This is a genomic window from Neobacillus sp. NPDC058068 (assembly GCF_042885335.1).
GTDB lineage: Bacteria > Bacillota > Bacilli > Bacillales > Cytobacillaceae > Neobacillus.
In genome coordinates this window covers 129,898-152,541 of sequence record NZ_JBHVSI010000016.1, presented here as the reverse complement: position 1 = coordinate 152,541, position 22,644 = coordinate 129,898, and the positions used below count along the sequence as shown (strand labels likewise).

At 39.8% G+C, this 22,644-nt stretch carries 24 protein-coding genes and 1 riboswitch; of the genes, 8 read left to right on the top strand and 16 right to left on the bottom strand.

What is annotated here, in order from left to right; translation table 11 throughout:
* Positions 1 to 145 precede the first annotated feature (145 nt).
* From ACFVSW_RS19100 to ACFVSW_RS19090, 3 genes are all read right to left on the bottom strand, one after another.
* A complete protein-coding gene (locus tag ACFVSW_RS19100) occupies positions 146 to 673 on the bottom strand; it encodes an FAD synthetase (RefSeq protein WP_387318214.1) in 528 nt (175 codons plus the stop codon).
* Positions 674 to 699: 26 nt separating this feature from the next.
* A complete protein-coding gene (locus ACFVSW_RS19095) occupies positions 700 to 2,196 on the bottom strand; it encodes a 4-hydroxyphenylacetate 3-hydroxylase family protein (RefSeq protein ID WP_387318213.1) in 1,497 nt (498 codons plus the stop codon).
* Positions 2,197 to 2,513: 317 nt separating this feature from the next.
* Positions 2,514 to 3,290: an IclR family transcriptional regulator gene (locus ACFVSW_RS19090; protein ID WP_387318212.1), complete on the bottom strand. Its 777-nt coding sequence runs from the start codon at positions 3,288 to 3,290 to the stop codon at positions 2,514 to 2,516.
* A gap of 267 nt (positions 3,291 to 3,557) precedes the next feature.
* Between ACFVSW_RS19090 and ACFVSW_RS19085 the strand changes: the two genes are divergently transcribed.
* Entirely contained in the window at positions 3,558 to 4,070 is a 513-nt protein-coding gene (locus tag ACFVSW_RS19085) for a flavin reductase family protein (RefSeq protein ID WP_387318211.1), read from the top strand.
* 106 nt (positions 4,071 to 4,176) lie between these two features.
* Here the strand turns inward: ACFVSW_RS19085 and dmpG are convergent, their stop codons facing one another.
* From dmpG to ACFVSW_RS19070, 3 genes are read right to left on the bottom strand one after another with little or no spacing between them, the layout of a single operon-like run.
* Positions 4,177 to 5,202: a 4-hydroxy-2-oxovalerate aldolase gene (dmpG, locus tag ACFVSW_RS19080; protein ID WP_387318210.1), complete on the bottom strand. Its 1,026-nt coding sequence runs from the start codon at positions 5,200 to 5,202 to the stop codon at positions 4,177 to 4,179.
* Positions 5,203 to 5,218: 16 nt separating this feature from the next.
* Entirely contained in the window at positions 5,219 to 6,109 is an 891-nt protein-coding gene (locus ACFVSW_RS19075) for an acetaldehyde dehydrogenase (acetylating) (protein ID WP_387318209.1), read from the bottom strand.
* Positions 6,110 to 6,153: 44 nt separating this feature from the next.
* A complete protein-coding gene (locus tag ACFVSW_RS19070) occupies positions 6,154 to 6,933 on the bottom strand; it encodes an IclR family transcriptional regulator (RefSeq protein WP_387318208.1) in 780 nt (259 codons plus the stop codon).
* A gap of 237 nt (positions 6,934 to 7,170) precedes the next feature.
* On the opposite strand from ACFVSW_RS19070, the gene ACFVSW_RS19065 reads away from it, so the two are divergent.
* The gene (locus ACFVSW_RS19065; RefSeq protein WP_387318207.1) at positions 7,171 to 7,713 is read left to right on the top strand and encodes a GNAT family N-acetyltransferase; all 543 of its coding nucleotides are present in this window, start codon (positions 7,171 to 7,173) and stop codon (positions 7,711 to 7,713) included.
* 130 nt (positions 7,714 to 7,843) lie between these two features.
* On the opposite strand, the gene ACFVSW_RS19060 is transcribed toward ACFVSW_RS19065, so the two are convergent.
* From ACFVSW_RS19060 to ACFVSW_RS19035, 6 genes are all read right to left on the bottom strand, one after another.
* Positions 7,844 to 8,014: a hypothetical protein gene (locus ACFVSW_RS19060; RefSeq protein WP_387318206.1), complete on the bottom strand. Its 171-nt coding sequence runs from the start codon at positions 8,012 to 8,014 to the stop codon at positions 7,844 to 7,846.
* On the bottom strand, positions 8,011 to 9,018 hold the full coding sequence (locus tag ACFVSW_RS19055) for a TIR domain-containing protein (RefSeq protein ID WP_387318205.1): 1,008 nt from the start codon (positions 9,016 to 9,018) through the stop codon (positions 8,011 to 8,013). The genes ACFVSW_RS19060 and ACFVSW_RS19055 overlap by 4 nt, the downstream gene beginning before the upstream one ends.
* A gap of 85 nt (positions 9,019 to 9,103) precedes the next feature.
* Positions 9,104 to 9,511 (bottom strand): hypothetical protein, encoded by a 408-nt coding sequence (locus ACFVSW_RS19050; RefSeq protein WP_387318204.1) that lies wholly within the window; start codon positions 9,509 to 9,511, stop codon positions 9,104 to 9,106.
* A gap of 463 nt (positions 9,512 to 9,974) precedes the next feature.
* Complete coding sequence (locus ACFVSW_RS19045) at positions 9,975 to 10,154, bottom strand: hypothetical protein (protein WP_387318203.1); 180 nt, start codon at positions 10,152 to 10,154, stop codon at positions 9,975 to 9,977.
* Positions 10,155 to 10,224: 70 nt separating this feature from the next.
* The gene (locus tag ACFVSW_RS19040; RefSeq protein ID WP_387318202.1) at positions 10,225 to 10,758 is read right to left on the bottom strand and encodes a GNAT family N-acetyltransferase; all 534 of its coding nucleotides are present in this window, start codon (positions 10,756 to 10,758) and stop codon (positions 10,225 to 10,227) included.
* Positions 10,759 to 10,840: 82 nt separating this feature from the next.
* Positions 10,841 to 10,963, bottom strand: a complete 123-nt coding sequence (locus tag ACFVSW_RS19035) for a hypothetical protein (protein ID WP_387318201.1) — start codon at positions 10,961 to 10,963, stop codon at positions 10,841 to 10,843.
* A gap of 67 nt (positions 10,964 to 11,030) precedes the next feature.
* Between ACFVSW_RS19035 and ACFVSW_RS19030 the strand changes: the two genes are divergently transcribed.
* The gene (locus ACFVSW_RS19030) at positions 11,031 to 11,819 is read left to right on the top strand and encodes an HAD family hydrolase (RefSeq protein WP_387318200.1); all 789 of its coding nucleotides are present in this window, start codon (positions 11,031 to 11,033) and stop codon (positions 11,817 to 11,819) included.
* Between the two features lie 241 nt (positions 11,820 to 12,060).
* Here the strand turns inward: ACFVSW_RS19030 and ACFVSW_RS19025 are convergent, their stop codons facing one another.
* The gene (locus ACFVSW_RS19025) at positions 12,061 to 12,408 is read right to left on the bottom strand and encodes a CotD family spore coat protein (RefSeq protein WP_387318199.1); all 348 of its coding nucleotides are present in this window, start codon (positions 12,406 to 12,408) and stop codon (positions 12,061 to 12,063) included.
* A 217-nt stretch (positions 12,409 to 12,625) separates the two neighbouring features.
* Between ACFVSW_RS19025 and ACFVSW_RS19020 the strand changes: the two genes are divergently transcribed.
* From ACFVSW_RS19020 to bacA, 3 genes are all read left to right on the top strand, one after another.
* Positions 12,626 to 13,162, top strand: coding sequence for an ECF transporter S component (locus ACFVSW_RS19020; protein ID WP_387318198.1), 537 nt, complete (start codon positions 12,626 to 12,628; stop codon positions 13,160 to 13,162).
* A 269-nt stretch (positions 13,163 to 13,431) separates the two neighbouring features.
* Entirely contained in the window at positions 13,432 to 14,862 is a 1,431-nt protein-coding gene (locus ACFVSW_RS19015; protein WP_387318197.1) for a PQQ-dependent sugar dehydrogenase, read from the top strand.
* Positions 14,863 to 15,178: 316 nt separating this feature from the next.
* Positions 15,179 to 15,976, top strand: a complete 798-nt coding sequence (gene bacA / locus ACFVSW_RS19010; protein WP_387318196.1) for an undecaprenyl-diphosphate phosphatase — start codon at positions 15,179 to 15,181, stop codon at positions 15,974 to 15,976.
* Between the two features lie 118 nt (positions 15,977 to 16,094).
* Here the strand turns inward: bacA and ACFVSW_RS19005 are convergent, their stop codons facing one another.
* From ACFVSW_RS19005 to ACFVSW_RS18995, 3 genes are all read right to left on the bottom strand, one after another.
* The gene (locus ACFVSW_RS19005; protein ID WP_387318195.1) at positions 16,095 to 19,124 is read right to left on the bottom strand and encodes an efflux RND transporter permease subunit; all 3,030 of its coding nucleotides are present in this window, start codon (positions 19,122 to 19,124) and stop codon (positions 16,095 to 16,097) included.
* A gap of 690 nt (positions 19,125 to 19,814) precedes the next feature.
* On the bottom strand, positions 19,815 to 20,612 hold the full coding sequence (locus ACFVSW_RS19000) for a carbon-nitrogen hydrolase family protein (protein WP_387318194.1): 798 nt from the start codon (positions 20,610 to 20,612) through the stop codon (positions 19,815 to 19,817).
* A 417-nt stretch (positions 20,613 to 21,029) separates the two neighbouring features.
* Positions 21,030 to 21,881 carry an MBL fold metallo-hydrolase gene (locus tag ACFVSW_RS18995; RefSeq protein ID WP_387318193.1) on the bottom strand — a complete coding sequence of 284 codons (852 nt, stop codon included), beginning with the start codon at positions 21,879 to 21,881 and terminating at the stop codon, positions 21,030 to 21,032.
* A gap of 176 nt (positions 21,882 to 22,057) precedes the next feature.
* Between ACFVSW_RS18995 and ACFVSW_RS18990 the strand changes: the two genes are divergently transcribed.
* Together ACFVSW_RS18990 and ACFVSW_RS18985 are read left to right on the top strand one after the other, a co-directional pair.
* Positions 22,058 to 22,243, top strand: coding sequence for a hypothetical protein (locus ACFVSW_RS18990; RefSeq protein ID WP_387318192.1), 186 nt, complete (start codon positions 22,058 to 22,060; stop codon positions 22,241 to 22,243).
* Between the two features lie 11 nt (positions 22,244 to 22,254).
* Entirely contained in the window at positions 22,255 to 22,431 is a 177-nt protein-coding gene (locus tag ACFVSW_RS18985; protein ID WP_387318191.1) for a YkvA family protein, read from the top strand.
* A gap of 83 nt (positions 22,432 to 22,514) precedes the next feature.
* A riboswitch (guanidine-I (ykkC/yxkD leader) is annotated at positions 22,515 to 22,613 on the top strand.
* The last annotated feature ends 31 nt before the right edge of the window (positions 22,614 to 22,644 follow it).

Here is a 22,644-nt window from a genome sequence, read left to right as displayed (position 1 = left end):
AGCTGAATAAGCTCTTTTAGACATAATAAATACTCCCCTTAAGAGTAGCCAGATTTTTTATTTTTTAATCTGTCTACCTTAAGGGGAGCATATCAAATTTGCTGGCTGTGCTTTTTAATACTCGGAAAGGCAGTCCCCTGAACAATCAGGTCCAACCAAGAAGTGGAAGTGCCTGCTCTTGTTTTCCCTGTAAAATAAGTTCTCTAATTCTGGTGGAAGAAATTCTTTCTCCATCCATACTGCGAACAGGAGGAATGGGCGGGACTGCAAAATGCTGTTTTAATAAGGTAACATCTCCCGTCCGTTTATGGCCGAAGCGAAAATCATCACCAACAAAAATTCTTACAGGATTCAATAACGATAACTCTTCGATAAAGTCATCGGCTGTTCGCTGCATATATTGTTCATCGAAATTGGCAAGAACGATATGATTTATCCCTAAATCTTTCATCAGTTGAACCTTCTTTTCAGGCATTGTCAATACTTGCGCCCCTTGAAAAAAAGAACGAGGGGAGCGATCAAATGTATAAACAACACTCGGCACCCCTTCTAAACGGCTGTTTTTTACCATCTCACGGATCACAGCCTGATGTCCGCGATGCACACCATCGAAGGCACCAATAGCAACAACTGATCCAGGTAATTGAAGACTGTCAGTTTGATGGACTTCCAATGGATTACCTCTCTTCATGGTGTTTTTTACACATTTTGCACCTTAGTCTTATATTCCTCGGACATAAGCAGAGATTCTTCTAATGCCCGTTCCACTAGCGGATAGGACGGATTGTTTTTCTTATGCACATTATAGAACATTCCCATTTTACGGACAGGGTCGCCGGAATAATAACGTTCATATTGTAATAACCTTTGACCAAAAGCCTCTCCACATAAATCCCATGCCAATTTGAATAAACGGACTCGTTTTTCCGAAGATACGCCTAATCGACCGACATAATATTTCTCCATGTCCTCCATGATTTCCGGATTGACAAAATCTGCCCCGGATGGTGACATCAATAGGCCTCCTGCACCGATTGTCTGTAATATTTCAATTGCCCTTGGGTACATTTTTGGAAGCAATCCCCTGATTGTTTCCAACGGCACAATGTTTGGCAAAGCTTCTCCTTGGTCTGTCAGCGTATATTCATATTCGGCAATTCGCGCCAAAGCACGGATGGTCTCTACACCCTGAATCAGTTCAGATAATTGATTTTGTACATTCAAGAATCCATCTACACCGATGGCATCTGCTACTGAACAGGCCACATCTGTTACAAAGGAAAGCTTGCACAAACCTCTGACGGCAGACTGATGGGAAGGCTGAAGGTTTGCACCTGTTTTAGGATAAAGTAAATTTCCAGCTTCTGCATTTTGATTAATAAATACTCGTTCCCATGGGACAAGGACATCATGAAATACTAAAATCGCATCCATTTCCTCAAAACGTGATGCTAATGGATGATCCCAAGTAGAACGTTTGCCATCTTGCATCTCTTCGCGGCAATAAATTCTTAATCCAGGAGTGTCAAGTGGAAGTGCAAACGAAATCGCATACTTGTCATCGCCCGGCTTAAATCCTGGATAAGAATAAACGATTACTTCATCTGTAATAGGTGCAAGAGTTGCTAACATTTTAGCACCGCGTACAATTAATCCCTCTTCCGTTTCTTTTACTACCCCAAGGTGTGAAAACTCATCATTTTGCTCAAACGAAGCTTTACTGCGGTCATTCTGCGGGTTTACGATAGCATGAGTCAAGAACAAGTCATTATCTCTAATATAGCGGTAATAGTTAATGATATTATCGCCATACCGTTCTCCATACTGACGGAAAAACCAATCATTTGTTGCCATGGATGTCACAACAATACTAAGGAAATCCGGTGTTCTGCCCATCAAACCAAAAGTAGATTCAGCCCATATTTCAAATAGCTGCCGACGTGCTTTAAGATCCTCCCCATTTCTTGGAATAAGATACCCATTATTCACCCGTTCGCCAGTCTCTTCGCATATATGTGTAATTTTATCTTGGTATTCAGGGTCATGTTGTAAATCAAACAACTTAGCAATCTCTTTAATTGGCTGTTTGAATACTGGATGATTCACCACATCTGTGATTTTTTCACCGCGAAGCCAGACCTCTGGTGTACGTGATTTTAAACCGTTAATATATTGTTCTCCTGTTCTAATCCCCATTAGTTATTCCCTCCAAATTAAATAAAAATTGTCAGCTAAATGTATCCCTGTTTCGAAGTATTTGCGTTTTAAGAATTCATTAGACAGTTGGATTAGCTTCTGCTGCCAAGGGCAGGCAGTAAGCGCATTCATAAGACCTAAAAATAAATGGTAACGTTTACAAATTTATAATCTTTAAGTCCTTCAATCCTCCAATCTTTACTATTTGTTTATCACTATACTTAAAAAAACAATATACTTCGATCACAGGATTTAAAATAGTGAAATTTTTATGAAAATTTTGGATTTATTTTCAAATAATCTAAACTTAAATGGAATTATCTTTTGGCATTTCTCTTATTGGTACTTTTTAACTCAATGTAGCCCAACTCTCGGGAAATGGCTTTAGCAGTATTTACAACACTTTGAATAATGTGTTGACGATGAAGCCCCTTCATATAGCTTATTGGGCCAACTAAATTAACGGAAGCAATTGTTTCCCCTGAATAGGAGAAAATTGGAGCAGCTATAGCATAGGTGTGAGTATCATTTTCATTATCACTTATAGCATAACCTTGTTCCCGGACTGACTTCAGTTCCCTTTCAAGCAGCTTGACATCGGTAATGGTATTTGGACCTTGTCTTATTAATCCTTTTTCAACTGTTTTTTGAAGATAAGCGTTATTATAAGCAAGTAATGCTTTGCCTGCACTTGTACAATAGGCAGGCCTTCTTGCACCGAGATAAGTAGGAACAGAATCTAAATCTTTTGAAGTGATTCTTAAGACATGGACTACATCGCCCTGATCAAACATGGAGATATGTGCTGTCCCTTTAAATATCATTATTAATTCCTTTACTAACGGCATTGCTTTATCATAAAAATCTTGCTGAAACATGACATTATTATTCCATTCAAGTACCTTCCAGCTTAGTCTGTACTTTTTGTCTACATCTTTCATTAAAACCCCCTCCTTGCAAAGGGTTGTGATAAGATGATGCGTTGTACTTGTGCTTAATCCCAGTTTTTCTGCAATCTCCGCATTTCCTAACACAGGTTCTTCCTGCGTAAAACAACTTAAAATTTGACATGCTCTACTTACTGAATTAATCAATATTAACTCACTCTCCTTAATTCAAACCTTCTTTAAAATAAATAAGAGGAAATCAACATTTCGGAAAATTCAAAATATATACATAATTTTAATTATAAAATAGACTATCTCTTATCACAAATATTAAATAGTAGAAGCTTACATTTTTCCTTATCAAAAGAATTTCATGAAATTTCATAATGTTGGATGTAGGGATTTAAAATTTAAAATATTCTGTTTATGATTGTAGAAATGCAATCAATTTCAAAAGAACAGGAGAATGAGTACATGCAAAAAGAAACAAATCAAGATTTATTTAAACAAATTATGGGAAACTACCCGACCGGAGTAACAATCGTTACAACGATAAAAGAGGATGGAACACCAGTAGGGCTGACAGTAAATTCATTTGCTTCTGTTTCGCTCGATCCACTATTGGTTCTATGGTCCATCGATCACAGATCTTCTTTACTTGAAGATTTTAAAGAAAGTGGGAAATTTGCTGTTCATGTATTGGCAGAAGAACAGGTAGAACTTTGTAAAACGTTTGCTACTAAACATCCTGACCGTTTTAGTACATGCGATTGGAAGTTTTCGAGCAATGGATTGCCTATTATTGATGGGGCTCTTGGTGTATTTGAATGTAAAACATTTAAAGCCATTGAAGCAGGCGATCATACCGTATTCATTGGAGAAGTGACAGACCTTCAAATCAATAAAGAAAAAGATCCAATGCTGTATCACCGAAGAGCTTTCGGTCCTATTCCCAAGGAGTTTTATCGTCCAAAACAGTCTGTGTAAGAACACCTCCATACATGCATATATAATAGAACAAGTGAATGCTCCCCATTTTTTATAATAGAAAAAAGCCAACTACTTACATATAGGTGGTTGGCTTCTCTTTTCTTCATCGTACCGCTTCGGCCTTTACTTTAGCAATTTCTGCAGCTACATCAACAATCATATCTTCCTGACCGCCGACGACCTTGCGATTACCTAATTCTACTAAAATATCGCGTGAATCAATACCGAATTTAGCTGCTGCTCGTTTCGCATGAAGCGCAAAGCTTGAATAGACACCTGCATACCCAAGAACAAGACCATCCCGAGTAATCTCCTGTGGTGTTTCTAGAATTGGCGCAACAATGTCTTCGGCTATATCCATCATTTTATAAACATCGATTCCTGTTTGAATTCCCATCCGGTCCAGCACAGCAGTAAGTACTTCCGTTTGCGTATTACCTGCTCCGGCACCTAAACAGCGGACACTTCCATCGATGCGTGTTGCCCCTTCTTCAATAGCAACTAATGAATTCGCCATTGCAAGAGACAAGTTATTATGGCCGTGAAAGCCAATATTAATTCCTAAACTTTGTTTCAAGGCATGAATCCGCTCGCGGACCTGATTAGGAAGTAATGCTCCTGCGGAATCCACGACATACACCGTATCAGCACCATAGCTTTCCATTAATTTGGCTTGTTCTACAAGCTTATCAACCGGTGCCATATGGGACATCATCAAAAATCCGACCGTTTCCATTCCTAGTTCTTTTGCCGCTGCAATATGTTGTGGAGCAACATCTGCTTCTGTCACATGAGTGGCAATCCGTGCCATTTTGGCGCCTAAGTTGGCAGCTTCTTTTAATTCCTTAACCGTACCAATACCCGGTATTAAAAGAACAGCAATTTTAGCCTTGTCAGCAACCGAAACAGCTGCTTCGATTAATTCCATTTCATTGGTTCTAGAAAGACCATATTGTAAGGAAGAGCCTGATAAGCCATCGCCATGTGCAACCTCGATATAAGGAACTCCTGCATCATTTAATCCTTTTGCTACTTTTAGGACTTGCTCAACCGTAAATTGGTGGGCAATCGCATGACTACCATCACGTAATGCTACTTCTGTGATATAAATATCCCGGGCGTTTGTCATTTGGTAAGACTCCTTTCTATTTAACTAGCTGATAAGCTAATTGATTTTTCGCAAATTCTTCGGCTACCTTAACTCCTGCTGCTGTCATAATATCAAGGTTTCCAGAGTATTTAGGCAAGTAGTCTCCAGCCCCTTCGACTTGGATAAAGATGGTCACTTTATTTCCATCGAATATAGGCTCTGTACGCAGTCTGTATCCAGGCACATAGGATTGAACCGTTTTTTCCATTTCTTTAATGGATTGGGTAACTTTCACTTCATCCATCGTTCCCTCTTCTACAAGGGCATAGACGGTATCCCGCATCAAAATTGGTGGTTCTGCCGGGTTCAAGATGATGATGGCTTTCCCTTTTTTCGCGCCGCCAACTTCTACAATTCCTCTTGAAGTGGTTTCAGTAAATTCATCAATATTTGCACGTGTTCCTGGGCCAGCACTTTTGCTAGAAATGGTCGCGACTATTTCAGCATATTCCACAGGGCTGACACGATTTATCGCATGAACCATCGGAATGGTTGCCTGACCACCGCAGGTAATTAAGTTAATATTTGCTTCTTCGATATTCGACCCCATATTAACGGATGGAACAACAAATGGCCCGCGGGCTGCCGGCGTCATATCGATAGCTTTAATTCCAGCCTCTTTTAACATTTTGGCATGGCGGACATGAGCTTTTGCTGAGGTAGCATCAAACACGATATCCGCTAAGTCTGAATGGTTTTCCAGAAATCCTTGCAGACCTGTATCGATTGCTAAATACCCTAATTCTCTTGCACGTCGTAAACCATCCGACTCTGAATCAATCCCAATTACAGCGGTAAGCTCTAATACATCCGAGCGTCCAAGCTTAATCATGAGATCGGTTCCAATATTTCCTGAACCTAAAATGGCAACTTTTACTTTTGACAAAATATTCTCCTCCTTTGTATGAATCAATTTTTTTGTATCCAAGCCTACACATGTGCTGGTTTTGTTTTGTAACCCATGCTCTGTGAAATACTTACAGCTGCTAGTTGAATTTGCTTACTGACTTCAGAAAGTCTCAGGTTATCCATTCTTACTTTAGGAGCTGCACAGCTAATCGCCGCTATCACCTGACCATGATGATCAAATATCGGTGCAGCTACACACTTGAGTCCTAATTCAATTTCTTCATCATCAATGGAATAGCCCTGTTCTCGAATAAGAAGTAAATGTTTTTTCAATTCTTCTTTATCGGTTATCGTGTACTCTGTATATGATTCCAGATCAGAGTTAGAGAGAAGCCTTTCTATTTCTTCTTCCTCTTGAAAAGCTAGAATCGCCTTTCCTACCCCGGTACAATGAATCGGAGCACGCTTCCCAACTTGAGAGTAAATTCTTAATGCCCGTGGACCGTCTAACTTTTCAATGTAAATGACTTCTCCCCGTTCAAAGACAACTAGGTGAACGGTTTCCTTTAGTTCATCTACAAGTTCCTTAATAATAGGGCGGGCAATTTTTCCAAGATCAAATTGATGACTAACCCTGTTTCCAAGTTCAAATAGCTTCAGGCCAAGCCTATATTTTAAATCGTCCTTGTTTTGCTGCAAGTATCCTCGATATTCAAGGGTCTTGATAAGACCGTGAACGGTACTTTTGGACAATCCGAGTTTAACGCTTATGTCCTTTACACTCAGTTCCTGATCAAAGTCCAAAAACAATTCGAGGATGTCTGCTGCTCGTTCTATAGATTGGATTAGGCGTTCAGCCATTTTTTCCCCCTCCATTCGACATTACCGAATATCATTCGTAAATATTTAAGTATGATTTAATAGTATATTATGAAGCAAGTATTCGTCAATAAAATTCTGAATTTTCATCCCTTTTGCAAAAAAAAACGCTTTGATTGCGTCTTTTTATACAAGAGTAAATAGGATAGAGTAAAATTAGTATAGAGGGAATATTGGTTATTTTTAAAAAAAGTTAGAGGGAAGAAGGAGATTGTGCAAATGAAGCTAGAGGGCAGCAGGGTTTTTCTTAAACCACTTGAAAGTGCAGATGCAGAAAAAATCTTACATTTAGAAGTCAGAAATCGCTCGTTTTTTGAGGAGTATTCCATCGATCGCAAGGAATCATATTATACATTGGAAGGACAACTGGAGCGGATTAAAACAAACCAGGAAAATATGAGCCAGGATCAGGCTTATTCATTTGGAATTTTTCTCAATGAAAGTGAAGAGTTAATTGGGAGTATTGGGTTGTTTAAAGTGGAGCGTGGTCCGGCGCAGAGTTGCATCGTTGGCTATGTCCTTGACAAAGCGCATAATGGAAAAGGATATATGACAGAGACAATCGAGTTACTCGTTGATTATGCTTTTACTGAGCTAAAGCTGCATAGAATAGAAGCTGGTGTTAAGCCGGATAACTTGGGTTCCATCAGGGTCCTGGAAAAATCGGGCTTTCGTCAAGAGGGAATTGCGCGGAAAAATATCATGATAAATGGGCAATGGGCAGACCATCAGATCCTTGCGATAATAAATGAAAATATGTAATCGAAAAAAATTCCAAAGTTTGATTTGTAGCCATTACCGATAAAAAGCTCGGTGAATAGATCATTCACTGAGCTTTTTTATGGAAGGCTGTGTTAAAAGTGAATCGCGCCTGCGGGGTCTCACTAGCCCTTTAAGCCCGCTTTTGATACGGGTCTTCTCGATAGTCTGCTTTACGTTTATAAATAACTTTTCCTGATTCTTCTTTTCCGTGAATGGAGGTAATAACTGCTCTTACGCCTGTAACAGTTTCTCCAAGTTTATACGATTTTTTGTTAACTTTTGATACTACTGCTCTATTCATGAAGATGCACCTCCAAAGATATTGTTAATCGTGTTTAAAAGGTTGTAATTATTGAGAAAAATATCGTCAATCTCTGCTTGGCTTAATGCCCTTCTTCCCGTTAATTCAACCGTTAGAACTAATTGATTACCTATAGGGTAACATAATACATACGTATTATCAAAGGCTGTACTGCTTTTTTGAAAAACCAGTTCGTTACTTTGTAAAAAACAATCAATGACGATAATTCGATCTGTTTTCCGCCTATTTTCATTCACATTAAATGGGTAAAATTCCCCTACGCCGTCATTTCCCGCTATTTGTTTAAGGCCATCAATTCCCTCCGCTTGCCAGACCCCGATTCCTTCAACGAAATAAGCAGCTGGAGCAAGATATGCGTTCCGAACAGCTTCTTGCAGATATTCAAACTTTTTCGATGGGTCTGTTAAGAGTCGTTTTGATAAGGTCCTGAGGATGCGAATTAAGGCATAGTCTTTTTCCATGTTCGCTTGAACTTCCGCTAAGAGTATAGCTGGATTTTGAAAGACGCCCAACTCGCGAATTTTTCTTTTGATCGCCCTGCAGGCTACATTCACAGCAGCATCATGATTATGATCAGCACGCATTTCGTACCTTAATACCGTAAGGCCGTCCAAATCGGAAGGTAAACGAAAACCCTGTGCTTCCTCACTTTCCGGCGTTGCACTAGGAATAATATAAAAAACTCGTCCTCTTCTTAATCTACCCCAGAATAACCCCATTTCAAACAAAGTATTGTCCCTTGTCGTAAATGTAATCGTACCGCGAATATTTACAACATCATCCGGTGAAAATACAAATACGGCAAAATCATTTTCATCTAATTGTCGCTCAAGGCTTTCCATATTATATTCGAGCGGGCGAAATGCACCGGCTGTCCAAGGAGTAACCTCAGCAACTTGAGTAAGTGCTTCATGAATGGCATCAACATAGTCAGCGGATTCTCTGGCAGAGCCAATAAATAATCTTGGTTTGATTATGGTCATTTCTCCTCCATAAAATATTAGTTAGCTTTATTTTTTATATATTATATCAGCCATTTTTGTTATATTTAACCACAGAAATTAATATTTACAAAACAAGCGTCATTGTAATTATAATAATAGCAATTATTGGAAAGTAAAATAGGCTTAATGTAGTAGAAAGGCAAATATGCATCCATGAGCTTGTTTCGGACACAAATGGTTTCACATTCATGGAAAAATCGATCATCTCTCCCTCGCCTTTTTGTCGAACGTAATCATAAAGTTTTCTGAACAGCTTTTCCTGCCAAAGATAATAACCATCCAAAAGCCAAAAGAAAATACTAGGGATCAAGGCAATGGAAATCATTCTCCAGTCCATATCCTGGGTATTCGCAAAAACAAAAAGCCCCGCAACAAGCGTAACTGCCCACCCCTTCAATAAAAAGGAATTTTGCCCCAACCGATTAATGACACCCTGAATAAACTCAAGATGCTTTACCTTATTCTCATTCATAATATACCCCCAAACGCTATTTATTATAATATTCAAGCAAAAAGAAAAAATTCCTGCGGCGGGACATAGGTCAGGAACATTGTCCCATATTGTAACGGGAATCTTGTACCTGACAAGGATCCAGTCCCCCTCCTTATTCGTGTTTGGAGGAAACTATGTCGTTTATTCTAGAAGCTCGAGGTATTTACCAATTAATATCCAGGGAATGTCGTAAGTTCTGAAAAATAGGTAATAAGTGAGCGGAATTATGTCGTAAGCGGCTAAAATTATGTCGTAAGTTCTCGAGGTTCGAGGCAATTACCAATAAATATCCAGGAAATGTCGTAAGTTTTGAAAAATAGGTAATAAGTGAGCGGAATTATGTCGTAAGCGGCTAGAAATATGTCGTAATTGACAACGATTAGTCCTTCATCAAGCCTTTGAAGGACTAATCCCTATTAGATAGACCACGATTTGTCCTTCATCAATCCAGTTTTTTATTACGTCCGAACTTATGTAATAAATATCCTGTAATGATTGTTAAAACCGTTAAGATACAACCACTCAAAATAGAATTAAGTCCATAATCCTGTTCAAAACCATCTAATAAAAAAGAGTAAATACCTGCCATTACTCCCGTAAAGATAAGTTTATCAGTCCTCATATATGATCCCCCAAACCTTCCACAAAATCTATTCAGTTAGTTAATTGTAAAAAAAAGCAAAACAAAGTAACTAAACTAATTTATACATCAGAATATCATCAACATATTCATTATCATTAAATTTAAATTCATTAATTTTTCGACCTTCTTCAATGAATCCCATTTTTTTGTACAATGAAATCGCCCTACTATTTGTTGAAAAAACTCCTAAACTTACTTTTTCAATTAAGGGATTCTTCTCTGCCCATTCTAATAAAGCATTAAGCAGAATTTTACCAATTCCCTGTTCTCTGAAACCTCTTCTGATCATCATTCCAAAAGAGCCAGTATGTGATAGTCGTTTTCTATTTGGGGTAGTTTGAAAGACAATCCAACCAACAACTTCACCATCTTTTTCAGCTACGATTAAGGTTTCATTTTCATTATCCAATATGCTCTGTACCCATTCTTGTTGTTGTGATAACGTTTTAGTAAACTCTTCGGGATATGCAATAAGATACTTACCTTCGGAAACAACTGATTTCTGTATTTCTAAAACCGTTTTAGTATCTTCTATTTTTCCAGTCCGTACAATGAAACCACCTATATCTTTGAAGGTTGACAATTTTATCCCCCCTTATTAATATCTAATTAATATTCTACTCCATAACCTAATATCCTTCTTCAACTAAAGCTCAATTAGCTCATTAAGAAAGGCCGCCAATAATGGCAGCTTGATGTTCAACTCTTACACCTGTTAATGGCATACTATTTATATCTTGCATTGTACCGTCCCTTGCTTCCCAATAAACTTTATTTAATCTGTACACTGAGTTTACACGGCTTTAATATTCAGATGATATGATTGGTTTACCAACGGATGAGGGGGCAGTATAAATGAATGTACGTGCAGTATTTATCGATATGGATGGTACACTACTAAAATCCTCAAACAACATTTCCCGCCGAAATATGGAGGCCATTTATGGGCTCATTAATCAGGGAGTCCAGGTTTTTCTAGCTACTGGCCGACACTATGAAGTAACCGCTCCCTACCATAAAGAAATTGGATTACGAACTCCAATGATCTGTTTGAATGGTGCCGCTATTCACGATGCAGAAACAGGTAGCGCTTTGCAAATGAAAACCGTCCAACTGAACGAAGAACGATTCCACCATCTGACCACTGAAAATCCTTGTAATGTTATGATCCATACAGCAACTGGGCTTTATTGTAAGGAAACAAATGAAGAAATCGATTATTGGACAAAAGTAGGGCAAATTCCGCCGCGTTATATTGGAGATTTAAGACAAGCAAAGTATCAAGATGTTCTTAAATATAGTGTGCGAATAGGTGCACCAAGACCTGAACTATCCGCATTGTTTAAAAACGAAGCAGAAGTCATCAATTGGAATGACGGGTTTGAATTGGTTGCTCCTAATGTTTCCAAATGGTCTGCTATAAAAACCTTACTTCGCACACTTCGAATTAGTCCAAGCGAAGTCGTCGCCATTGGAGACGGACCCAATGATATAGAGATGCTTCGTCATGTCGGTACTGGCGTGGCAATGATGAACGCTAGCGAAGAGGTTAAAGCAGCAGCTGATTTTGTAACAGGACACCACGAAAATGATGGATTGGCTGAGTTTATAGAAACTTATCTTCATAAATCATATGCAGTTTAGGGTTATTTTAAAATAACTTTTTGTACTGAAGTAATGACAGGTGTGGATCTATTTCGTTAGATTCATACCTGTCATTTTTTATTATCAATATTTTAGTAAAGGTAACTTATTTCTATCAACAAATAAAAAAGGTACCCATAAGGTACCAAAGGAGAACTTGTATCTTGGAACTTTTATAGTATATGAAATTGTTTTTGTTATTGTTATAAAAAAAACCCCCTAATGAGGGGGAAAAAAGAGGCTAGAATCCAAATGGACCTGATGGACAACAAGGGTTGACTGGACATCCACACATTGTATGTGTTTCACAGCATTCATTTACACATGATTCTGTGTGGGGAAAATAATGTTGATGATTAACATGAAGCTTGTTGACTGTTGTCGTATGAGAAGGATGGACATGAGAGACTACTTTATTAAATAAGTTTGTTTTTACATATTGTTGCGCAGGGTCAACTAGTCCCGGATCATACTGTGTAGGAAACACTTGTGGTGGGCAGTATTGAGGAGGACATCCACATCCTGCACCGTAATGTCCCGGCATCATAGCTCCTGGATAACCACCATACCCAATATTTCTATTATTCATTAAAATTACCTCCATGTGAATTTGTCTTGTGTCACCATTAGTCTATGTGACCTTTTTTTTATATGGACTAGTTATATACCTATTTTTATAAAAATAAATTTTGCATATTACAAAAGAGAGAGCTAGATAACGAATAAACTGCTGAAAAAGATACGGAACATATTTATTAAGTATCTGATTGTATGATATTATTTTTAAAAAAAGAAGAGGTTATCATATGAATTCAACATTCTCACCAATTGAAACAACTAAGACAAAAACCATAGTCATCAATGCGCTTTTCATCGCATTAACCCTTGTAGCCACCATGTTCATTAACATAAGGCTCCCAATAATGGGGAACGGAGGTTTAATCCATCTGGGTAACGTGCCTCTTTTTATAGCAGCCCTGGTTTTCGGCAAAAAATCGGGAGCCGTAGCAGGTGCTTTCGGGATGGGTTTCTTCGATCTTATCTCTGGCTGGGCAGTATGGGCACCGTTTACATTTATCATCGTAGGTGCAATGGGCTTCTTAGCCGGACTTATTTCCGAAAAGGTACCCGGCAAAAGAGTCCTTGTTAACACACTGGCAGTTGCATCTGCACTGATAATAAAAGTCGTTGGCTACTATTTTGCCGAAGTGCTCCTTTACGGTAACTGGATACAGCCATTCGGCTCCATCCCAGGAAATGTTATGCAGGTTGTAATAGCAGGTATCATTGTAGTACCTCTTGCAGGACGCATAAAGAAAAGAGCTGGACAGTCAACAAATTAGCGTGATACCACAGGGACGGTTCTCATAGTCTTTTTCATTCACTTTTCATGGTTAAGAAAAAGCCGCTAGAACCGTCCCCATGGTTCTCTGCCCATCAATCATTCCCCTATCCACTCACAAGTATGGAAATCTCACCAACTGAAAAAAGCAATTGAGACGAGGCCTGTCCCCTCGCCCACCCCCTCGGCCCGCCAATAAGTTTGGTACTTATAGAACAGTTCTAATCATATTCTTATAGAAGAAAAGAATATGAAGGGGTGGAAAGTTAGGTGAAAAAAGTTAAGGTTCGTTTACGGCCGATTGTAAGTAAGTTAAATTTACCCACAGTATTGAAAACTACTATCCTTCCGGGTGACTCAACTGAAAGCTTATTTATTGCAACCCAGGTAGGAGAGATCTTTTACATAAGAAACTCAAGTTTAAGGAGTTTTTTAGATATTCGCCAGAGAATCATAAAACTAGGTACTTCTGAACCAGGTGTTTCTGGTGCCGGCTATGATGAACGGGGATTGCTTGGGCTAGCGTTTCATCCCGAATTTCAGTATAACGGTCTGTTTTATCTTCATTATTCAGTAGCTGGAACACAAGGTCCAGGTGCTCTCCCAGAAAAATTTAAGCCTAACCCGTGTGATCCCGGAACATTAAACCTAAGGTGGACAAATAGAGAAACCCAATATGATCATATTGATACAGTGGAAGAATGGATTTTACAATCGAATGGGCAGCCGCAAAGACGACGGACATTACTTAACTTAAGAAGGCCATTTTTCAATCATAATGGTGTCAATAGCTTAAACTTTTCACCTGAAACAGGAAAACTAGTATTAACAACCGGAGATGGCGGAGCAGGCTATGATCATTTAAATTTAAGCCAGGACGATATGGAAATTGCCGGTAAGATAATTGAAATTGACGTAGTTAAGAATTCATTTATCGATAATCCACCAGTAGTCACACGTTTTAATGAACTGCCCGCACCTATTCAGGAAACGCTGTCGGTAATGGCCAAAGGGGTCCGTAATATACCAGGCATATCTTTTCAAAGGTTTTACCATCAGTATATCAAGTATGTGGGAAATGTCGGACAGGATCTGGCAGAGGCGATTTTTTCATTTGTTCATTACAAACCAATCCCGGTTACCCAGCTAATTCAAGCTTCTTTAAGAAACGCTGAACCTGACCAAGAAGGATTGATTAACTTTGGCTGGCGCGGGTGGGAAGGTGCTTTTCCTACTTCGATTATAAGGGGCTGCTCTGAAAATCCGAATTTGGATGAGACAACAATTGTTTATTACAATGAAGCAGTAAAAACATCAGTGTGGCGCCTTCCGCCTCTAACTAGTTATTTTCATAAAGATCCCCGGCGCGATAAGTTTGGAGGAACTGCACTAACAGGAGTGCAAGCCTATATGGGAAATGGAATCCCCGATTTAACGGGGAGCGTTGTGTTTACCGATCTTGCGAGACAGGAAGAATTCAGACCCCCGGTTAGAGGGGTTTTAGCTTATACGAGAGTCAGAACAGATGGTAAACTAAATGATTTTAGTGTTATTGAAACCGATTATAACTTTGGGTCCGGGTCAGCTTATTTTGTTAATTTGGGGACGAATCTGGATCAAACCAGACTATATTTGGGCGTTTACGGCTCTATGAAAGCGACTGATTTTAACCAAGGCACTATTTTTGAAATTGCTCCATAGGGATTAGGGACAGGCACCTTGTCCCCTTCCTCTATTGTTTAAGTGCTTTAATTATAAATAAAAAGGACTTTCTCCTAAAAAAATCTCCGATTTTGACTGTCCATTCGCTGCACCCACTTATTTATCATCTACCTATATAATAATAATCAATTTAATATTAAACTTGTGTAAAATTTTTCGATAAATGTTGAAATATGTAGCTTCAAATACTATAATTTTTAAGCATGTGTTCGAATTTTTGGAAAATCTGTCGAAAAAAAGCTGTTTCTTCTTGATGTAAAATATGTGACAACAAATGGAGGGCTAAACGATAAACATGAGCGAAAATATTATTGCTTTTATATTAGGAATCGTAGAAGGATTAACTGAATTCTTGCCGATCTCATCTACAGGGCACATGATTTTAGTTGGTAATTTACTAGGGTTTGAAGGTGAAAAGGCTAGTACGTTTGAAGTCATCATCCAACTTGGTTCGATGCTGGCTATTTTGGTATTATATTGGAAAAGATACCTTTCTCTTTTAAATTTCAGTACCATTGGAAAGCCAGAAAAGAAATTAGACGTTATTCACATCATCTTGGGAGTCCTACCCGCTGCAATAGCAGGACTATTGCTGCATAACTTCATAAAAAACCAACTTTTTTCACCTAATGTTGTGGTAGTCAGCCTTATAGCCGGAGCAATTTTGATGATATTTGCAGAAAAAAAACACGGGAAATTCGTTTCCTCCACAGTTGATGAACTGAGCTATAAACAAGCTCTAACGATTGGACTATTTCAATGCTTAGCCGTAATCCCTGGCTTTTCTCGTGCTGGATCCACCATATCAGGGGGATTACTAGCTGGTGCCAATCATAAAGCGGCAGCTGAATTTTCCTTTTTAGTCGCACTTCCGATTATGGTCGGTGCAACAGGCTTGGATTTAATTAAAAGTTTACATTTCTTACATACGAGCGATATTCCTATGTTCGCTATCGGTTTTGTCACTGCATTTGTAGTAGCAATGTGTGTAGCAATCGTGTTCATTAAAGTACTAGAAAAGATTGGTTTAACCGTTTTTGCCTATTATCGAATCGCATTGGCTGCTCTATTCATTATATTTGTAATACTTTAAATCCGGTCAATCAAACAAATTAGAAGCCTGTAATTGTTAATTAATCAGAATTAACGATTACAGGCTTCTTGTATCTAGGGACAAGGGGACAAGTTGTGCCCCCCGACGCCACTCAAATCTACGCCGATTCCCTTTCAGTCATCTTCTTCGTTTTCTTCTGAGATAATCTCCCTTTTACCGAATGTAATACATGATACGTTGTCGGGACAATCACCAAGGTTAACAGAGTAGATGTCAGCAGCCCTGAAATAACAACAATCGCCAGCGATCGTGAAATTAATCCGCCATCACTTGAGAGTGCTAATGGCAGTAAGGCACCGATTGTTGCTAGAGCTGTCATGAGAATCGGACGGAGACGGGTTTTTCCAGCTTCAAGTAGCGCTGCGCCGACCGCCATGCCCTTCTTCTCATTCTGCTTCACGCGCTCCATCAAGACAATCGCATTGGTGACCACAATACCGATTAACATCAGGAACCCAACTAAAGCCGGCATCCCAAGTGCTTGATTCGTCAGATATAATCCTAGCAATCCACCTGAAAATAAGAATGGCAGCGAAGATAGGATGGCTACTGGCATTAGCATATTCCCAAATGCGATCAGCATCACGATAAACACTAGGACAACCGCAACGGCCATGGCAAGCATCATATTGGTAAACCCTTCATTCATTGCTTGCGCTTGACCTTCTGAATGATAGCTTATCCCTTTTGGTAAATCTAAGGTTTTCAGTCGTTTATCGACCTCTGCCTGCACGCCAGAAGAATTATCCGTCGTGATCCGCCCGGTAATCTGCACATATGACTGCTGATTTAAACGGTACAGCGCGGAAGGACTTGGCGTTTTCGTCAGGGCCGCCACTTCTGAAAGGCTTACTTGCTGCCCGATCGGATTGGTCATTTTTTGACTCATAATATCATTGATGGTGCCCTCGGAAGTGCTATTCAATGACAAATTGATACTCGTTGTTTTTCCTTCAACTTGCATCTCAGCGACATGATCACCGGCAATAAGTTCTCTCACAAATCCCGCAATCATAATCGGACTTAACCCTTTTTCTGCCGCTTGCTGATCATCGATTTTCAATTGGAGCTGTTCTTTCACTCCAGAGAGGTTGGATTCCACATTTTCTAAGCCATCAATACCTTTAATTTTTTCGGTAATCATTTTTCCGGCTGTCTCTAAATCTTCGGCATTCCCGCCCTCGACCATTAACGCTAAACCACTTGTTCCAATAATCCCAACAGGAGAAAGCGCCACCCGCATTTCATCGTCCAATTTTTCTACTTTTGCTCTTACACTTTTTTCAAACTCATTTGTTTGCTCTTTGGTGACGCCATCATTTAAATCAATTGAAAAACGAATATGCTCCCCGCTCACAATTGTTTGCGTATGTTTAATATCCTTTTCATTTTTCAAAATGTCTTCTACTTTAACCGCCATCTTGTTTGCTTTTTCTAATGAAGTTCCAGCTGGTAAATCACCTGTTAACCGATAGGAGACTGCTTTTTCCTGCGGTAAAAAATTCTGCGGGATCAATGGGACTAATGCCAATGAACCGGCAAACAGGATTATCGCTAACACAATCGTGACCGCCCGTTTAGTTAAAACCCATGACAATACATGCCTATAAGCTTTTTCAAAAAATGTTTCTTTCACCTCTTGGTGCTTGATTCGTAGTAAAAATAATTTGGCCAACAATGGCACAACGGTTAACGACACGATTAAGGAAAACGCAAGTGCCACAATGACCGTGATCCCAAATGGAGCAAAGAACTTGCCAACAATCCCGGGAACAAAGGAAAGCGGCCCGAATACGGCAATCGTCGTCAGGGTGGAAGAGGTAATCGCCCCACCTACTTCTTTGGCTGCTGTCAGCACCAATCTTTCATCACGTTTAGGGCTAGATAAGGTTCGCCGGTAAACATTTTCAATGACGACAATCGAATCATCAATCACCCGCCCGACGGCGACAGCAATTCCAGCAAGGGTCATCATGTTTAAGCTATAGTCCAAATATTTTAATGTAATCATCGAGGCTAATATCGATAACGGGATGGACAGAACGGCGACAATCGTTGCTCTTATATTACGAAGGAATAAGAACGTGACGATAACAGCAAATAATGTGCCAAGCAATACTTCCCGCAGCATCCCATCAACAGATGTTTTTACTTCTTTTGATGTGTCAAATAGCTTCGTTAATTTGTAGCCGGCCGGAAGGTCTAACGCATCCAGCTTTTCCTTTGCCTGCTCCACTACTTCCACTGTATTAGAGCCTGGGATTGCTAACATTTCTACAAGCACGGCAGGTTTTTCATTCAATCGAGTGTAGACCGTTTCCTTTTTGTTGCTATAATTAACGGTCGCGATATCTGACAAGCTTAGTTTTTGCATTCCGGCAGGTCCCTGAGCCAAAATTTGAACTTTTTTAACATCCTCAACGGAGCCCAGCTTGAAATCGGCTTGCACATTGAAGGTTTTATCTTCAACATTTACCTGCCCCGCCGGGAATGAAAAATTGTGCGCTAAAAGCGTTTGTTTGACTGTCTCATACGTGATTCCACGCTGCTTCATTTTTTCCGGATCGAGTTTGATTGCCACTTCCTTTTCTGTCTCACCGGATATATCAATGCTTCCCGCTCCATCGATTCCTGTCAATGCCGGCTTGATCCGCTCATTGATAAATTGGGTCATGTCCGATTGATTGGCTGTTTCAGATGAAAGAGCAAACGAAAATACAGGTGCAGCAGATGGGCCGTCCTTTAGGATTGCAGGCTTTTCTGCACCAGCTGGCAGCTTGATGGAAGCGACGGCCGTCGTAACATCCTTTTCCGCTTCGTCCATATTCTTACTCATATTAAATTCAAGAATCCCTACGACCACATTACTGTGTGCTTCAATATACAAATTATCTAGCTTCTTTATCCCCGACAACGCCGATTCTAATGGCTTGCCAATATCCTCTAATCCTTGGTCAGGCGTGGCTCCAATATAAGGAACCTGGACGACAATATATGGAATGTCGACATTAGGCATTGACTCCATCTTCATCGTTTTGACTGAATAAATCCCCCCGGCAACCACCATTAACATCGCAATAAAAATAACCCCTGCATTCTTTAGTGAAAATTTAATCCATGATTTCATTACTCTCTTCCCCTCCGTTAATAGGTACTCTTTTTTTCCATTCCCCTGTGTTTTTCATGTCTTAGTTTTGTTTACTGGATAATCCTACCTGACTATTATAAGTTTTCCATGTAACGATCAACATCGGGCAGTTGGTGTAATATCACCTAAGACCTCAGACCTATAATTTTCCAGCTAAATTTATTTTAATTCCCCTGAAACATACTATATAGTGACAAATCTCATTTCTTTAGTCATATTTGTGCAGCGGAAAGTCATAAACCCACAGGGACGGTTCTCATGGATTTTTTTCATTGGAGAATGCCAGGAGGGTGGGGATCTGACCCCGAAATTCTTTATAATAAGGTTCTGTTATAACTGAATGTTGATTTCACTGTGTTTGAAAAATAAAGGGAAAATTTCCGTTTAAATTAGGAAATACCCATATTTCCTTAAAAATAAAGGGAGTTTTTCCGTTTATCTAATCCAAATCGTTGGTTTTTGCCTAATTTAGAGCAGTTAATCGGAATATCTCCGCTTCTATCAGCTTCTTACGCTTCCTCTATAGACATTAGCCGGAAATTCTCCGCCTATGAATTCTCATACCTACACGAAAATCAACAATGAATAATAACAGAGCCTATAATAAAAAAAGAGTTTAGCTGTTAACAAGCTAAACTCTTCAACAATTCTTGGGGCGTGCCAGGCAAGCTATAAGCGGTAAAACTCCGGCTTCCGGTGCCTTACACTAGGAAGTTTTTCTCTGACGCGTTGGATTCGATCTAAGTCAATATCGGAAACAATTAACGTTTCTTCTTCGCCTGCGCTTGCTAGCATGACACCCATTGGATCGACTATGATACTGCGGCCGGAGAAAATATCGCCAACAAGGTTTGCTCCGCAGACGAACATCGTATTTTCAATCGCTCGCGCACGAATAAGCGTTTGCCAATGGTCCTCTTTCATCGGTCCCGCTACCCAACCCGCAGGAACAAACAGGATATCTGCTCCTTGAAGGGCAAATTGTCTGGCAATCTCGGGGAACCGTAGTTCGTAGCAAACCATTAAACCGATTTTTCCAAACTCTGTTTCTACTACTTGATATTGATTATCCCCTGGAATAATCGTCTCAGACTCATTATAACTAAAGGCATCGTATAAATGCGTTTTTCGATAAGAATGGGCGAGCTGTCCGGAACGATCAATAAATACAGTTGTGTTATAGGCACGCTTTTGATCATCTGGTTTTGATTCATATAGGCCGCAAATGACATAGATTTCGTTTTCGCGGGCAGCCTCCTTAAGCGCAGTAACAAACGGACCATCCAACGGTTCAGCTGCATCAACCGGCAATACACCAGACTTAGGGGTAGCCAGGACCATATAAAATTCCGGGATGATAACAAAATCCGCGCTCAAACTTTTTGCTTTTGCAATGTACTGTATCGCTTTCTCTAAATTAGCGGTTTTATCAACACTTGTGGATAATTGTGCAATCGCTACTCTCATGTAAGTAAGTTCCTCCTAAAATGACAGTTTCATTTATTTTAATCTATTATCGTGCTGTTTGGCGAACTCTTTATATGATTATTAATTTTCTAAAAATAACATCTATGTAGAACGGTTCTACTTCGATTTTACGTAGTTGTACAATTCAACAATCCGCATAAACACCGCCACTTGCGATTGCTCAACAAAAATCTTGGCTTTGTTAAAAGGGAATGTTGATTTCCGTTCCAGGCGCGAGCGGTCCGCGGGGCGGGCGGTGAGCCTCCTCGGCGCTTAAGCGCCTGCGGGGTCTCACCTGTCCCGCTGCTCCCGCAGGAGTCTCGCGCCTTCCACTCCAATCAACATTGTGCTCAAAATCAACAATGTTCTTTAACACAGCCAAAATCTAAAAAAAGGGAGGACAGGAATCGTGTCCTCTCACTCCCCATACCCATTCACAAAAAACTTAATTGTCTCTGCCTCAAATTCATTTAACTCTCTTTGAAGTTCCTTCGACATTTCTGCCGCAATTGCCTGCTTGTCCCCTTTAAATTTTTCTGTTAGGTTTGCGGCACTTTTCAGCACGTAAAGCATGGATTGGAATTCCTTTTTCGTTAATGGCGCTTCATGATGGGAAAGGAAAAAGGTTTCAGCCTCATATGTTTCAATTTGCTCGATTAATCGCCGCGTTTTCTCAATCGTGTAGCTCCATTTTTTCGAATAAAGATTTGCATACAGACAATCGCCAAGAAACAGCACTTTTTCCTCGGGTATGTGAATCACACAGGAGTCTGCGGAATGGTCCCCGCCGACATGTTCAATTATACCGGTCACGCCGCCAAGGTTGATTGTCATGCGATTGTCGAATGTGATCTCTGGCAGAGGGAGAATGATTTCACGCTTCTTACCAAGCTCTTTTTTGATTGCATCCGCACAGAACGGAATTTCCGTCCCCTCTTTCACACGCTGATCGAGGAATTCATCTTCCCATGACAGCGTCTGTAATTCTTTGATTTTCTCTTGTGTTTTGTCATAAGCGATGGCGGGCATTGGCATGTCATTCAAACCAAAAACATGGTCCCAGTGCCAATGCGTAAGCACAAGAAGGTCGCCCCTAATGTGAAGTTCCTCCAATTGCGCCAAAAACAGCTGTGCATGACTGGAGGAATTCCCAGCATCAATGAGTAATGTGCGTTCCTCCCCCACCACTGCTGCTAAAATAGGGCGATCGGTTTCTTGATACGGCGGCAAATAAACGATGCGTTCCGAAATTTTTTGAAGTTTTTGCATGACTAGTCCCCTCGTTGATAAATTGTGCCACTATCATATCAAATTCTAGGAAGAAGGAGAAGGGCACGCTCTGCATGGACAATTTTCAGAAATGGATTAGAGTAAAAGAGGGTAAATAGGAAGTAGAGGGTATTATAGTTCTATCCCGCCAAACTAGTAAAATAAGGAGGCATTTCATGATGAAAACTAATTTTTTCAACCCAGAGGATGACCAACATCAATATAATAGAAAAAAAAATGAGAAATACGTAAAAAAGGGATTTTGGGCTAAAACAAAAAGGATTGCCGGTAAAGTGCCTTTCGTTATGGATAGTGTAGCCATGTATTTTGTGCGATTGATCAAAAAACTCCATTATGGGTAAAAGGTGTGGCCTTGGCAGCATTAGCTTACGTGATCAATCCATTTGACGTAATCCCCGATACTATACCAGTTTTAGGATTTACGGATGATGCTACAGCCATTTTTGCGGCGCTCAAAACGATAGAAAAATATATTACGAAGGAACATAAAAAGAAAGCTGAAGAAGCAATGTTAGACTATGAAGGTTAATGAAAATGGACTAGTTACAAGTTCTTTAAAGCTAATATTGACTATGATATAAAAATGTGTATACTACAAGGTAATAGCATATATCGAATGTTTTCTAGGGTTCCGCAACAGTCACTGTTGGTCTGGTCCGAGAGAAAACTCACAGCTATGCTGTGCCACGGAAGGATAAAAGCCTGGGAGAAACTGTTTAACAGTTATCTTACAGGCTTTTTT